The following is a 15,071-nucleotide window of genomic DNA, read 5'->3' as shown; positions in this document are numbered from 1 at the left end:
GGTATAAATTACAACGCTTAGCAAAGAAGCGACAAGATTCAATTGCTTCCCCTTCAAAGTAGAGTCACCAATGGTACGAATTTTACATTGGCTCATTCGTTTTTATCAGATCGTAATTAGTCCACTTATTGGACCTAGATGTCGTTTTATTCCTACTTGTTCTCAATATGCAATCGAAGCGTTAGCACGCCATGGTGTTTTACGTGGTACTAAACTTTCAATTCAGAGGATTTGCCGTTGTCATCCTTGGGGAGGCAGTGGCTATGATCCTGTACCATTTGCCTTTATTGGTTATATTTCGTTTCAGCAAATTCATTGTCAAGTGCATCACGTTGTCGTACCCTTTCGTGAGCATTTTATGTATCAACTCTACTTTAACCACTTGGGGTCATAGCTATGCAACAATGGGCGAGGTTTGCGATTATCGGGGCAATGTTAGTCACCGCATATCTACTCGTTTTGGCTTGGCAAAAAGACTATGGTCATACAAACACAGCATCACCAAATACGGCAGCTGTTGTTTCTAATGATGTGTCCGCCGATTTGCCAAATAGCCAAAATACGGCAACTGTAACAACAGATGTGCCACAAGCAACAAATGCAACTGCTCAGCCTGCGGCTGAAAATAAAGCAGTGAATAGCCAAAAATTAATCACTGTACAAACAGATGTTTATCGCTTATGGATTAATCCAAAAGGCGGAGATATTGTACGTCTTGAATTATTAAATCATGATTCTGCAAAAGGGAGCGATCAACCTTTTGTCATGTTAGAAAGTGATAAAAACCGTACATATGTTGCACAGTCTGGATTGATTGGTGTGAATGGACCAGACAGTAATGCTACTGGACGTCCACAGTTTGAAGTGGAAAAAGACAGTTATTCACTGACTGATATGAAAGCTAATCCATTAGCGAATGGTAAAGTTTCACAAGTTCTGACCGTACCTATGGTTTATAAAACACCAAATGGTGTTGAAATCGTGAAAACTTACACGTTTACCCAAGGTCAATACCCAATTTTAGTAGACTACAAGGTAATCAACCGTAGCCAACAAAATTGGCAAGGGCAATTCTTTGGACAAATTAAACGTGATGAGTCTGTTGATCCTGGTAAAACAAGCCAAGGTATTTTCCAATTAGGAACTTATCTAGGTGGAGCATGGGGCACACCAAGTGAGCATTATAATAAGTTAAAGTTTAGTAATTTTAATGATGAAAAACTGAATCAAAATGCTGAAGGTGGCTGGGTTGCAATCGTACAACATTATTTTGTCAGTGCATGGATTCCTGGTACTTTAAAGTTAACTCAAGCTGAAGGAAAACCATACACTGCAGACTTACAGTCTCGTAAATCTTCAGACCAAATGAATATTATTGGCTTTACCTCTCCTGTTATTAATGTACCTGTTGGTACATCTATGGAGGTCAATGCTACATTCTATTCAGGACCAAAAATTCAATCTGAACTCAAAGATTTAGCGGCAGGTTTGAACCAAACTGTAGATTATGGTTGGTTATGGCCAATTGCGAAACTATTGTTTTTAGGTCTAGAAACTTTCCATAAGTTTGTTGGTAATTGGGGTTGGTCAATCATCTTGCTCACAGTCGTGGTGAAAATGATTTTGTGGCCACTATCTGCAAAAAGCTATCGCTCTATGGCAAAAATGCGTGCGATTGCACCTGAAATGCAACGGATGAAAGAAGAATTTGGCGAAGATCGCATGAGATTTTCTCAAGAAATGATGGCCTTGTATAAACGTGAGGGGGTGAACCCACTTGCAGGATGTTTGCCATTATTCTTACAAATGCCGATCTTTTTAGCATTGTATTGGGTATTGATGGAAAGTGTTGAACTACGCCATGCGCCATGGTTAGCGTGGATTCAAGATTTATCAGCAATGGACCCTTGGTTTATTTTGCCACTGATTATGGGTGTAACGATGTATGTTCAGCAAACGCTGAACCCACAACCCAATGATCCAATGCAGGCAAAAGTTTTCCGTTTAATGCCGATCATCTTTACCGTATTTATGTTGTTCTTCCCAGCAGGTCTTGTACTGTACTGGATTGTTAACAACAGTATTACGATTCTACAGCAATGGTTTATTGCAAAAAGTGTAGAAAAGCAACGTGAAAAAGCCATAGAAAATTAGTATTTTCTAGGGCGAGTTTCGCTGAAGAAATCCGCTTAAGCATGGTATGCTTAGGCGGATTTTTTGCGATTAAATATGTGAAAGGCTGAAAATAGTTATGAACCATCAAACGACAATTGCTGCAATTGCTACCCCTCCTGGGCGTGGTGGAGTTGGAGTGATTCGATTATCTGGACCCAAGGCCTATCATATTGCTGAAAAAATATCACAACAGTCTTTACCTGCTCATCGTATGGCAGGTTTTCGTAAATTTTACGATGCTCAAGGCCATGTTTTAGATGAGGGTTTACTCATTTGTTTTGCCCTTCCCCACTCATTTACTGGTGAGGACGTTGTTGAATTACAAGGACATGGTGGTCCTGTTGTACAAAATGCTCTATTGCAACGCGTATTAGAACTTGGTGCTAGCTCAGCCAAAGCGGGTGAGTTTTCTATGCGTGCTTTTGAAAATGGTAAAATGGATTTAGTTCAAGCTGAAGCAATTGCAGATTTGATTGATGCAACATCACAAGCAGCAGCTCGATCAGCCATTCGATCATTACAAGGTACATTCTCAGAAAAAATAAATCAGGTATTAGAACAATTAATTCACGTTCGATTACATGTCGAAGCTGCTATAGACTTTCCAGAAGAAGAAATTGATTTTTTAGCAGATGGTAAAATATTAAATTTATTAGAAGGTGTAAAAACTGCAGTTACAGCAGTACAACGTTCAGCAAAACAAGGTCAATTACTGCGTGAAGGCTTACATGTAGTGATTGCAGGAAAACCCAATGCGGGTAAATCGAGTTTACTTAATGCTTTAGCTGGTCACGATCGTGCAATTGTTACAGACATTGCAGGAACAACGCGAGATGTTTTACATGAAAAAATTGTTTTAAATGGTCTACCTATTACATTAATAGATACAGCGGGCTTGCGAGAAACCGTAGACCTTGTGGAAAAAGAAGGTATTCGTCGAGCAGTGCAAGAGATTAATCAAGCAGACTTACTGTTATTGGTCTATGACTTGCAAAGCGATGATGATCCATTTGAACTTGCAAAACATTATTTTGAAAATGATCAAACACCAAAACGTCTTGTTTTAGTTGGTAATAAAGCAGATCTTGCAAACCAAACAGTTGCACTCACCGAGCATCATGGTTATCGGCATGTGATCATTTCTGCAAAGCAACAGACGGGTATTGATGTCTTGATTAATGTGATGACAACCCATGCAGGATTTCAGCCTGAGGAAGATAGCTTTATTGCCAGAACACGGCATCTAGACGCAATGAGACGTACACAAGAGCATTTAATAGATGCTCATGAACAGTTAACAGATTATGCTGCGGGTGAATTGGTTGCGGAGTCTTTACGTTTGGCACAAAATGCCTTGGGTGAAATCACGGGTGACTTTAGTGCTGATGATTTATTAGGTAAAATTTTTGGATCATTTTGTATTGGAAAATGAAAAAAATCACTCAAAATCCTGAATAAAATCGATCATCTATCTAGATTTTAAATGAAGCATTTTTAGAAGAACAATAGATATTTGCTAAATTTAATAATCTTGAATTTGTGCAAAATATAAAGTTAAAGCATGATTTTATGATGCTGTTTAAAAGAAATATCTATTGATGATTGGGATAGCATAACAAGATGCCATCCCAATCATCAAAATATGTACCCTTTGAAATTACGTGCATTGGAGTATTTTATCGTACATCTATTTATGGGGTGAAAGGTGTAAAATACCTGAATTCTGGTAGATTGAGCGATTCAAACTTCCATTGAGTAGCTCAATTAATTGATATTAAAAATAATAGAGTGAAACCTTTTAATGATGTATACCATTCATAAAGCTGAAGGCTTAACTACATATATTTGGTAGCTTTTACGCGTATGTTATATGTACTCTATTTTATAAATATGCACTCATGACATGTTTATATAAGAGTATTATTTTTTGTTGAATATCATGAAGATTATTTCACTTCAATCATATTAAATAAACCATTTAAAATTCTTACATTTAATAAAAATAGTGATGTTTAAGAAATATTAAATATACATATATCTGATATATTCTAAGTAAAACTAGATATTAAGATATTTTAAAAAGATCATTTATTTTATTATCTTTGAATATGTTTTAAGAATAAAAATTGATCTAACTGTCTAAAAATGAACATTAAATAAAAAATATGAATCTCAATTATAAATCTTGAAAATATATTTATATAATGATTTTTATGACAGAGTCAATATTGGGCAATGAGTTGGCTGACTTCTGTAACTTTATATTCCACATAATCAAGTACGACTGTTTCATTTTTACTTATTTTGTTAAAGATGGGGTAAAGTGTCGGATTGACAATTTCCGAATTATTACGATTGATCCAAATCGAATAATGATGATTTACCCCATTTTCTTGAACTCTTTCAAAATAGAGCATATGGCTTTCATCTTTAGCTTTTAAGGTGATGAGAGCAGTAAGCATGTCTCTAACCTCCAAAATTAAAGTGAGTGAATATGATCGCTGAAATACCCGTGACCTATACCATTCTTCTGTAAAAGTAGACGGTCTAATAGCTCAAGCATCATGATATATAACTAACATAGCCACGTTTGTATCCTTTATTTGTACTTTCTTGAGCATCAGTATCTTGTACGATAGTATTTTCTGCATTAATAAGGCATTGCACCAACCCATAATAATCATCTTCTGTAAGGGCATTGGGTTGAAAGCTATTAAAATTTCTTTGTTTAAAAAATAAATCAACAGCCTTATTTTTTTGTACGTATTTCATCGACCATTTTGTAAAACTGACTTCAAAAATTTCTTTTTTTGAAATAAGCCGCAGCTCTTTGTGTCTTGGGTCATTTTTTATTCGTTCAAATACTTTTTCTACAGTTTCTTTTTTACCTTCTAAGCATTGAAAAAAAGAGTTATTTGCATAATACAAAACCCCACAGACATTGTGTGCTTGATTAAAGCGCATAGCAGAGGTAAGAATTTGGCTTAAATCTGACAGAAGGTCATTCGATTCTTCTCTCTGACTCGTATAACATAATTGGACTAACATACGCATTACCTATAATCATATTTTTATTTGGATTTTCAGCACATTAAAAAATCTAATGGGATACATATATTTTATGGTTTCTATGATGATAGATCTAATGCGGTTTTTCAAACAAATAAATGTTTTTTTAGCGCCATTAAATTATATTTTTATGCAATTATGAGACCTAGTTATAACTTTTTAAAAGCAATTGTTTTTTTAATTTTAATTTTTAATGGCTATTTTAGAATTTATCTTTATGAATGTTATAAATAATTATTTTGTTTCAAACAAGGAGTGAGATATTTAAGTAAAATCAATTTTGAAATATTTTGATACAATAATTCAATGGCTGATTACTGATCAATTGAGCTACTCAACGCAGAGAGTCTACGATTTGAGACAATATTAATGTTTAAATTGAGCACAATATTGGTTGAAAGGTTTTAGATGAATAGAGGTTGGGAAATAAAAAATATAGTAAAAAAAGTAGTATTGATTCCTCATTTATCAGATTGAATACCATATATACAATCTCCTACTATTAGAAAATGATACCATGCATTTTTAATTTAAAAATAACGAGTGCCTCTTAGACAACATTTTAATATCTTCTCTCAAAACTAACAGGTGAAACTAGATTTTTTCAGACAAAAATAGATGAAATCACATATATTGAACATGTTTAAAAGCTACTGAGTTTTTGGTCTAAATAAATTTATTACATATTGTCTTCAGATGAATCACTGACATTGGTTTAAAATTGACTTTTTGCTGAACATGTAAAAAATACCACACAACTCTGCAGAGCTTTATGTAAAGTTGATTGCTTTTATGGGATTAAACCTATACAGTAGTTTCCATTGAATACACAACCGTATGGTTATTCAATCCGAACGCACGTATTTGTTTTTTAAATTGGCAACTTTTAGACAGTATTTAACGATTACGAAAAAATAGCATACTCCTTAAAATGTGCATGAATTGGTATAAATTGAAAAAAATTGTAAACCGTATAGCGATCGCAATGAATGGCGATGAAATTAATGTAAAGATTATCCCCCATCAAAAGCGACAAAATACTTCTACAGGCTTTATGCAAGTAGAAGTTGGCCAAAAGATTCTTCTAGAATCTGGTCGAGAAATAGACTTTAATTTAGATGGAAATAGTTTTTATACTGCGTTCAATCAAATGTATAGATTAATTTAATTTACGAATATAGCCTTAAGGCTATATTTATACCCACTAGAATTTTGTTTCTTCATTATAATTATTGCGCAGTATTTAATCTAAAGTTCTACGTCTAATTTGAGAGTTCAATATTCTAGTATTTACTAGGAAGAGGACATACACATGTCAAATGTACAAAACGGCGTTGTTAAATGGTTTAATGACACTAAAGGCTTTGGATTCATTCAAGCAGAAGATGGTCAAGACGTATTTGCTCATTTCAAAAACATTAAATCAGAAGGTTTCAAAAGCCTAACTGAAGGTCAACATGTACAGTTTACTGTTACTAAAGGCCAAAAAGGTTTACAAGCTGAAGATATTCGTCCACTTTAATATCTTTTTTAGCTTGTACCTCTAGCCTATTCACTATTGTGGATAGGCTTTTTTAATGAATGAATATTGAAAAATACTGGTGGACTACAGCAGATAAAAAACCAAAGGATTTGTAAAAGTCATATATTTTTTTACACAGCTTGTATTATATTTACAGTATCTTTAAGACTCTTTATATGTGTAGTTGCTGTTATGCACCGAATATTTTTATGTGTTATTGCTTTGTTGTGTCAAATCATTCATGCAGATGTACAAAGCTTAAAACAAAAAATAACTTCAAACTATCCAAAATTGTCGTTTACAGACATTGAAAATACACCTATTGAACATTTGTATAGCGCTAAATTAGATAACCAAAAGGTTTATCTCGATGAAAGTGGGGAGTATTTACTCACAGGTACGCTTTTTAGACTGAAAGACCAAAAAAATCTCACTCAAGAGGCATCAGAACAAAACAAACCAAGCCTTTGGTCGGCATTGCCCTTACAAGATGCTGTACGTATTGTAAAAGGTTCTGGACAGCATAAGATTGCAGTCTTTTCAGATCCTCACTGTCCTTATTGTCAACAGCTTGAGCTCGAAATCAATCGCTTAAATGACGTAACGATTTATGTTTTTCTTTATCCGCTCAGACCTGAGTCGATCAAGCTCACACAGCAAGTATGGTGTAGCCCTAATGCGTCTTATGCGTGGCAAAGACTCATGCAACAAGGCATAAACCCTACTGCATCCTCTCGTTGCTCTAACCCCGTTCAAAATAATTTAGAATTAGGGAAAAAGTTGGGTTTTAGTGGTACACCTGTGATTATCTTTGCCAATGGACAATATAATATCGGATTACTTTCATCGACCCAAATACAAAGTGTTTGGAGCGAGCACGGGTTGTAAGTACTGGGCTTAGTTTTCTTTAGTAAAAAAGTTATATGCCACAAGTACTAAAATTGCACCTACTACAGAAGCAATGAAACCTGCTGAAGATTGTTCACCATAAATATTCAAGAAACGTCCTGCATAGGTTGCAACAACAGAACCTAAAATACCTAAACCAGCGGTCACAAAGAAACCTGCTTTGTCTTCACCAGGATGTAATGCTCGAGCAATCAGTCCTGCAAAAAAACCAATTAATACAGTTACAATAATGTGCCACATAGGTTGACTCCAAGTTCGTTTTTCTAATTATCTTGTATAATAGCAAAGCAAAATTTACAGACTATGCACACTTTGCGACAGTCTGTATTATTTTTGTGCTATATTGGCGATTATATAGCCAAATTATAAACCGATTTCACCAATAAATGGTAGATGGCGATATTTTTGATCATAGTCTAAGCCGTAACCAACAATAAAGCGGTCTTCTACTTCAAAACCTAAAAAGCGTACATCTAACGGAATTTCACGTCGTGATGGTTTACTGACTAAAGTACAGAGTTCAATTGAATGAGGGTTGCGAGTTTTTAACATTTGCAACACTTTACTTAGTGTTCTACCAGAGTCAATGATATCTTCAACGATAATGACATCTTTACCTTCAATATCACCGTCTAAGTCTTTTAAAATTTTAACATCACGGGTAGATACTGTGCTCGTACCGCCATAACTTGAGACCGTCATAAAATCTAATTCATGTGGTTTTTCGATGGCACGGCATAGATCCGCCATAAATATTACTGAACCACGCAATAGGCCAATCAAGACAAGCTCTTTGTTGCTGTTGGCATAAAATTGGTTGATTGCTGCTCCAAGCTGTTTTACTTTCTCTTGAATATCATCAGCAGAAATCATCACGTTCATTTGAACAGTCATTAAATAAACCCTATGTACGAATAAAAAAGGCGTTGCTTTGCAACACCTAAAAGTCAGCTATAGTTTAAAACAAAATCATTGATGATGCATCTGTAGATTCAAAATCACCCATAGGTGACAGGTACAGCTTATGCTGTATATACGTTTTCACCATGAATATAGGTGGCGACAATATTACGATCATCACCCAAAGTAAATAAAGCAAATAAAGACTCTTCTATGTTGGTCGCACGGCGTTGTCGCAATTGTTGTAAAGGTGTGGCTTTAAGGTCAATAACAATAAAATCTGCCTCTTTACCTACATTAAAATTCCCTAAACAATGATCTAAGTGCAAAGACTTTGCTCCTCCAAGTGTTGCATGATAGAAAGCTTCATATGCTGAAAGTTGTTGTCCTTGTAGTTGTTGCACTTTATAAGCCTCACCAAGTGTTTGTAGTTGAGAAAAAGAAGTACCTGCTCCAACATCAGTTCCCAAACCGACTTTAACACCATGTTGCCATGCTTTAGATAATGGAAATAAACCACTCCCTAAAAATAAATTTGAAGTTGGACAAAAAGCAATTGCAGAGTCAGTATCATGCATGCACTGCCATTCATGCTCATCTAAATGTACACAATGCGCAAAGACAGAGCGTTCACCTGTCAGACCATATTGATGATACACATCTAAATACCCTGTGTGATTTGGAAACAGTGATTTGACCCAAGCAATTTCATCTCTATTTTCACTTAAATGTGTATGTACATAAACGGTGGGAAATTCTTGTTTTAATTGTCCTGCTAAGTGAAGTTGTTCATGACTCGATGTAGGAGCAAAACGCGGTGTAATGGCATATAGTGCACGACCACGTTCATGCCACTTTTCAATTAACTGTTTCGATTCTTCATAGCTGGAGATGGCTGTATCGCATAACTCTTCAGGTGCATGACGATCCATCATGACTTTACCTGCAATCAAACGCATATTCTTAGTTTCAGCGACTTCAAAAAGAGCATCAACCGATTCAGGATGTACCGTACAGAATACTAATGCAGTAGTGGTGCCGTTTTTAATGAGTTCATTTACAAAAAAGTCTGCAATCTCATGTGCATATGCCTGATCTTTAAATTTAATCTCTGTTGGAAAAGTATATTGATTAAGCCAATTGAGTAACTGTTCTCCATAGGCTCCCATCATTTCAGTTTGAGGGTAGTGAATATGAGTATCAATAAATCCAGGGGTAATGAGTTGATCGGGATAATGTGTTACTGTTATCCCCTCGAGTAATTCAGGGTTTACATCATTCCACGCACCAAACCACGTAATTTTTCCTGCTGTACATAGTAATAAACCATCTTCAATATAACGAATATTAGAGGCAATGTTTTCTGGTTGTGAAACAGGCTGTGTAATATCTAAAAAACGGCCACGAACCGCACGAGTGTCTGCAGAGTGCATAGACATAATAATGACCTATAATTTCATTTTTTCGATTGATTGTAGCGTATTTTATCTAGAGGTAGAAATGATTAAGGCATGTGATTGAACATGCCTTAAAATGATATTTTGCGAATAAATGTTATTGATGTTTTTGTTGTTTATCATGTCTTAATGATAATACAGCAGTAACCGTCAATACTAAGGCAATAAAGCTTAAAGAAATCCAAATTGGCATATGAAATACATCAAGCATTAACATTTTAAATCCGATGAATAATAAAATGATGCCTAAGCCATAAGGAAGATAACGCATTTTTTCTGCGGCACCAGAGAGTAAAAAGAACATTGCTCTTAAGCCCAAAATAGCCATTAAGTTTGCACTCAATACAATAAATGGATCTTTAGTGACTGCAAAAATCGCAGGAATTGAATCTACGGCAAAAATAACATCAGAAAACTCAACCAAAATAAGCACGACAAGCAGTGGAGTAAAAAATAATTTCCCTTGTTCACGTACAGTAAAAGAAGAGCCTTTTAATGTTGGTGTAATGGGTACATGTTTACGTAACCATTTCAATAGTGCCATATCTTCAATATTTGGATCATCATCTTGGCCTTTTAAAAATTTAAAGCCTGTATAGATTAAGAACGCACCAAAGATATATAAAATCCACGAAAATTCTTGAATCAACCATGCACCTAAGAAGATAAAGATCGTTCTGAGAATAATTGCACCAAGTACACCATATAACAACACACGGCGTTGCAACGCAGGTGGAATTGCAAAAGCTGAAAAAATCATAAGCCAAACAAAGACATTATCAATGGCCAATGATTTTTCTAATAAATATCCTGTGACGTATTCCAATGTTTTTTGATTAGCAATTTCTACGCCCATGGTTTGTTTTAAATATACCCACAAACCACCTGCAAATAACATGGCAACACTTACCCAAGCGATGCTCCAATAAGCAGCTTGTTTTAGAGGTACAGGTTCTTGACTACCTTCTACGTGTTCTTTTTGTTTGAATCCTAAAAAATCAACAAGTAACATAACAGTTACAATGCCGAAAAATACCACGTACAGCCAAATATTGCCGATAGAGTCCATATGATCTCCCCATCTAGCATTGGTCATAAAAAAACCTTGACCAGTTGCCAGATGATAATTGAATCTTCTGTAACAACATGATCAAGGTCTTGCCTACATTACAGAAAAATACCGCAATGCTCAGGTACCGACTTTGCAAGCAAAGCGTAATGACGATACCTGACGCCCATGTGTAACACCTAGGCTTGGAGGAGGCTACTCCCCTTGTCAAACGAATTTTGTTTGGATAAATACTATCCAATGCAAATTATGATGACAGAAGCCATTTCAAAAATCAATATTAATCTGCTAAAGCACGAAGTAACTGATCATGTAAACCTCCAAATCCACCATTAGACATCACAACTATTGCATCACCCACCTGTGCATTTTGACATACGTAATCAACGATTTGAGTGAGAGAGCAACACACTTGAGCATGATTTGTGGCTGCATCAACCACATCATGCAAGTCCCAATCCAAACCTTCAGGTTGGTACCAAATCACTTCATTTGCTTGGCGTGTAGAATAGGTTAAATTTGTTTTATGGCTTCCCATTCGCATGGTATTTGATCGAGGTTCAATAATCGCCCATAATCTACGATCGCCTAAACGTTTTCTTGCGCCATCTAAAGTGGTTTCAATGGCTGTTGGGTGATGTGCAAAATCATCATACACTTCTATTCCACGTACAGTACTCAAAAGTTCCATACGCCGTTTTACACCACCAAAACATGATAATGCAGTACATGCATCGGTAATAGAGATACCAACATGTACAGCTGCAGCAATCGTTGCTAAAGCATTTGCAACGCTATGCTGTCCGGTCATGTTCCATTTAACCTCTGAAACCTTTTCGCCATATTCAAAAACTTCAAAATGCTGGCCATCAGCAGATATTAATTCAGCAGATAAATAAACAGTATGATCTTTATGTAAGGCTGTACGTTGTACAGGTGTCCAACAGCCCTGAGCTAAAACCTCATCAATATGATGTTCTGTAATAGGAGCAATGATTTTCCCTTGGCTTGGAATAGTGCGTACTAAATGATGAAATTGTTTTTGAATCGCCGCAAGATCATCAAAAATATCAGCATGGTCAAATTCTAGGTTATTTAAAATTGCAGTCTTAGGGTGGTAATGGACAAATTTAGAACGTTTATCAAAAAATGCTGAGTCATATTCATCGGCCTCTACCACAAAATATTGCCCACCCCCTAAGCGAGCACTTTCTTTAAAACCAAGAGGTACACCACCAATTAAAAAGCCTGGGTTCAAGCCTGCTTGTTCTAAAACCCAAGCCAACATCGTTGTTGTGGTTGTTTTACCATGTGTACCTGCTACACCAAGTACGTGTTTGCCTTGTAAAATATGATCTGCTAAAAATTGTGGTCCTGAAATATAAGGCAATCCTACATCTAACATGTATTCAATTGCATCAATCCCACGTTTCATGGCATTACCGACAATCACGACATCTGGGTGAGGCTTTAAGTGCTCCCGATCGTAACCTTGCATTAATTCAATGCCTGCACGTTCTAGCTGTGTTGACATCGGTGGATAGACATTCAGATCAGAACCAGTGACCTTGTGGCCAAGGTCTCTTGCCAACAATGCTAAAGACCCCATAAATGTGCCACAAATACCCAAAATATGCAGATGCATAATGTTCTTACTCCAAATCTTTTCTAATGACGATAAAATACAACTTTTAATGAACGATCGTGTGCTTTAAGGTTAAACATCCAACACGACATAACGATTAATAATGAATGACACTACGAATCGATGCACCATCATGCATTAAATCAAATGCTTCATTGATTTTTTCTAAAGGCATCGTGTGTGTGACAAAAGGTTCTAAATTAATTTTACCTTGCATGGCGTCTTCTACCATTTTAGGCAATTGAGAACGTCCTTTGACTCCACCAAAAGCACTGCCTTTCCAAGAACGTCCAGTGACCAGCTGAAACGGACGTGTTGAAATTTCTTGTCCAGCGCCAGCAACACCAATAATCACAGATTGTCCCCAGCCACGATGAGCACATTCAAGTGCTGAACGCATCACGTTTACATTACCAATGCATTCAAATGAATGGTCGACGCCCCACCCTGTCATTTCCACAATAATCTCTTGAATCGGGCGATCAAACGATTTTGGATTTAAACAATCTGTGGCACCAAACTCTTGTGCCAATTTAAATTTTTCAGGATTTGTATCTACGGCAATAATTTTTCCTGCTTTAGCCTGTTTTGCACCTTGAACAACTGCAAGACCAATTCCACCTAAACCAAAAACCGCAACACTATCCCCTTCTTGTACTTTCGCTGTATTGTGTACAGCCCCAAGACCTGTAGTTACGCCACAGCCTAATAAACACACTTGTTCAGGATTTGCCTCAGGGTTAATTTTAGCCAAAGACACTTCAGCAACTACAGTGTACTCACTAAACGTTGAACATCCCATATAATGATAGATTGGCTCCCCTTCGTAAGAAAAACGCGTGGTCCCATTGGGCATTACACCTTTACCTTGTGTTGCCCGTACAGCAGTACATAAATTTGTTTTTCCAGATAAGCAAAATAAGCATGTTTTACATTCAGCTGTATATAAAGGAATGACATGATCACCCACCTCAACACTCGTGACACCTTCTCCAACTTGTACCACGATACCAGCACCTTCATGCCCCAAAATAGCAGGAAAAACACCTTCTGGATCATCGCCTGATAAAGTAAATGCATCAGTATGACATACACCCGTGTGAGTAATTTGAATTAACACTTCACCCTTTTGAGGAGGTGCAACATCCACTTCTACAATTTTTAGCGGTTGTCCAGGCCCAAAAGCCACAGCAGCACGTGATTTCATAGGTAATTCCATATCATTAAATTAAATATTTAAAGCAAAACATACCATATGGATCTCATACAAAACATCATAAGCATCAGCTCAAACACAAAAAATAACGCATCATCTTAAAAGTTGCGTAAAATAAAGAAATCGACAGACTACAGATGAACAACATGAAAAAATATATTGTACTTGCAGGATTGTTAATGAATACGGCTACTTTTGCAGATACCTATGTCAATATAGAAACAAATTTAGGGAAAATTAGTATAGAACTGTATGATCAACAGGCACCAATTACAACAAAAAACTTTTTAAAATATGTTAAAAAAGAACATTATAATGGAACTCTATTTCATCGAGTCATTCCAGATTTTATGATACAAGCAGGTGGTTTTGATCAAAACTTACAACAAAAAGAAACAGATCAGCCCATCAAAAATGAAGCGTCTAATGGTCTGAAAAATATAAGAGGCAGTATTGCTATGGCAAGAACGAGCAATCCAAACTCAGCCACAGCACAATTTTTTATCAATACACAAAACAATACGAGCCTTGATCAAACACCTTACAATGATGGGTATGCTGTATTTGGTAAGGTCATTCAAGGAATGCAAATTGTCGATCAAATCTCTCATGTCAAAACAACTGTATATGGTATGCAACAAAATTTGCCTGTACAGCCGATAATAATAGAAAAAATGACTATTCAAAAAAATAAACCAAATTAAATAAAAAAGTTATTGTTTTATATTTTAATAAAAAACAATAACTTAAATTAATTTAATGCGTTTTATAGTATAAAAAAAATACGTTCAATGAAAAAAATAATAAATACGCTTGCGTAATAAAAATATTCACCTATAATGCACATCATTCCAACGCAATATGAGTTGAGTGAAGTGCTTAAAGCACAACGTAAAACAAGTATTTGGGACTTACTGATGACGAATCAGTTAGAAGATCATTAATAGAATTGAAGAACAACTTGTGTGGATTTTTACTGAGTTATCACTGATATGAAATACATATCATTGAAATGACTAGTAGAAATTTACTCGAAGATTTATTTGAGAGCGAATATTAATTTGCTAGTGATTTTAGTGAGTCTGATTGGTTGCCATAAGCAACTATGA

At 35.8% G+C, this 15,071-nt stretch carries 15 protein-coding genes; 7 read left to right on the top strand and 8 right to left on the bottom strand.

The genetic code is table 11. The features are described from left to right. The first annotated feature begins 70 nt into the window (after positions 1-70). The 3 genes from yidD to mnmE all read left to right on the top strand — a co-directional run bounded on the left by yidD (position 71) and on the right by mnmE (position 3,607). Positions 71-394, top strand: a complete 324-nt coding sequence (gene yidD / locus I2F17_RS11275; RefSeq protein WP_196423665.1) for a membrane protein insertion efficiency factor YidD — start codon at positions 71-73, stop codon at positions 392-394. Between the two features lie 2 nt (positions 395-396). Continuing rightward, entirely contained in the window at positions 397-2,154 is a 1,758-nt protein-coding gene (yidC, locus tag I2F17_RS11270) for a membrane protein insertase YidC (protein ID WP_211140005.1), read from the top strand. A gap of 97 nt (positions 2,155-2,251) precedes the next feature. Beyond that, positions 2,252-3,607 (top strand): tRNA uridine-5-carboxymethylaminomethyl(34) synthesis GTPase MnmE, encoded by a 1,356-nt coding sequence (gene mnmE / locus I2F17_RS11265; RefSeq protein WP_196423667.1) that lies wholly within the window; start codon positions 2,252-2,254, stop codon positions 3,605-3,607. A gap of 790 nt (positions 3,608-4,397) precedes the next feature. Here mnmE and I2F17_RS11260 read toward each other — a convergent pair. Together I2F17_RS11260 and I2F17_RS11255 are read right to left on the bottom strand one after the other, a co-directional pair. Then, the gene (locus tag I2F17_RS11260) at positions 4,398-4,637 is read right to left on the bottom strand and encodes a hypothetical protein (RefSeq protein ID WP_196423679.1); all 240 of its coding nucleotides are present in this window, start codon (positions 4,635-4,637) and stop codon (positions 4,398-4,400) included. 100 nt (positions 4,638-4,737) lie between these two features. Further along, a complete protein-coding gene (locus I2F17_RS11255; RefSeq protein ID WP_196423680.1) occupies positions 4,738-5,223 on the bottom strand; it encodes a BLUF domain-containing protein in 486 nt (161 codons plus the stop codon). A 958-nt stretch (positions 5,224-6,181) separates the two neighbouring features. On the opposite strand from I2F17_RS11255, the gene I2F17_RS11250 reads away from it, so the two are divergent. From I2F17_RS11250 to I2F17_RS11240, 3 genes are all read left to right on the top strand, one after another. Further along, entirely contained in the window at positions 6,182-6,412 is a 231-nt protein-coding gene (locus I2F17_RS11250; protein ID WP_196423681.1) for a transposase, read from the top strand. A 144-nt stretch (positions 6,413-6,556) separates the two neighbouring features. Further along, on the top strand, positions 6,557-6,766 hold the full coding sequence (locus tag I2F17_RS11245) for a cold-shock protein (RefSeq protein WP_196423682.1): 210 nt from the start codon (positions 6,557-6,559) through the stop codon (positions 6,764-6,766). Between the two features lie 192 nt (positions 6,767-6,958). Next, positions 6,959-7,654 (top strand): DsbC family protein, encoded by a 696-nt coding sequence (locus I2F17_RS11240; protein ID WP_196423683.1) that lies wholly within the window; start codon positions 6,959-6,961, stop codon positions 7,652-7,654. A 9-nt stretch (positions 7,655-7,663) separates the two neighbouring features. Here the strand turns inward: I2F17_RS11240 and I2F17_RS11235 are convergent, their stop codons facing one another. The 6 genes from I2F17_RS11235 to I2F17_RS11210 form a co-directional block, all read right to left on the bottom strand. Next, the gene (locus tag I2F17_RS11235) at positions 7,664-7,915 is read right to left on the bottom strand and encodes a GlsB/YeaQ/YmgE family stress response membrane protein (RefSeq protein ID WP_196423684.1); all 252 of its coding nucleotides are present in this window, start codon (positions 7,913-7,915) and stop codon (positions 7,664-7,666) included. Positions 7,916-8,038: 123 nt separating this feature from the next. Further along, the gene (gene hpt, locus I2F17_RS11230) at positions 8,039-8,569 is read right to left on the bottom strand and encodes a hypoxanthine phosphoribosyltransferase (protein ID WP_196423685.1); all 531 of its coding nucleotides are present in this window, start codon (positions 8,567-8,569) and stop codon (positions 8,039-8,041) included. 128 nt (positions 8,570-8,697) lie between these two features. Further along, positions 8,698-10,008 carry a guanine deaminase gene (gene guaD, locus I2F17_RS11225; RefSeq protein ID WP_407926568.1) on the bottom strand — a complete coding sequence of 437 codons (1,311 nt, stop codon included), beginning with the start codon at positions 10,006-10,008 and terminating at the stop codon, positions 8,698-8,700. Between the two features lie 121 nt (positions 10,009-10,129). Then, entirely contained in the window at positions 10,130-11,101 is a 972-nt protein-coding gene (locus I2F17_RS11220) for a TerC family protein (protein WP_196423690.1), read from the bottom strand. A gap of 280 nt (positions 11,102-11,381) precedes the next feature. Continuing rightward, positions 11,382-12,746 (bottom strand): UDP-N-acetylmuramate:L-alanyl-gamma-D-glutamyl-meso-diaminopimelate ligase, encoded by a 1,365-nt coding sequence (gene mpl, locus I2F17_RS11215; protein ID WP_196423687.1) that lies wholly within the window; start codon positions 12,744-12,746, stop codon positions 11,382-11,384. 97 nt (positions 12,747-12,843) lie between these two features. Next, positions 12,844-13,953: an S-(hydroxymethyl)glutathione dehydrogenase/class III alcohol dehydrogenase gene (locus I2F17_RS11210; RefSeq protein ID WP_211140004.1), complete on the bottom strand. Its 1,110-nt coding sequence runs from the start codon at positions 13,951-13,953 to the stop codon at positions 12,844-12,846. A gap of 155 nt (positions 13,954-14,108) precedes the next feature. On the opposite strand from I2F17_RS11210, the gene I2F17_RS11205 reads away from it, so the two are divergent. Then, entirely contained in the window at positions 14,109-14,666 is a 558-nt protein-coding gene (locus I2F17_RS11205; RefSeq protein WP_211140003.1) for a peptidylprolyl isomerase, read from the top strand. The last annotated feature ends 405 nt before the right edge of the window (positions 14,667-15,071 follow it).

The sequence above is a fragment of the Acinetobacter baretiae genome, from assembly GCF_015627105.1.
GTDB classification, from domain to species: domain Bacteria; phylum Pseudomonadota; class Gammaproteobacteria; order Pseudomonadales; family Moraxellaceae; genus Acinetobacter; species Acinetobacter baretiae.
The sequence above is the reverse complement of the archived record's forward strand: the minus strand, read 5'-3'. Positions and strand labels throughout refer to the sequence as shown.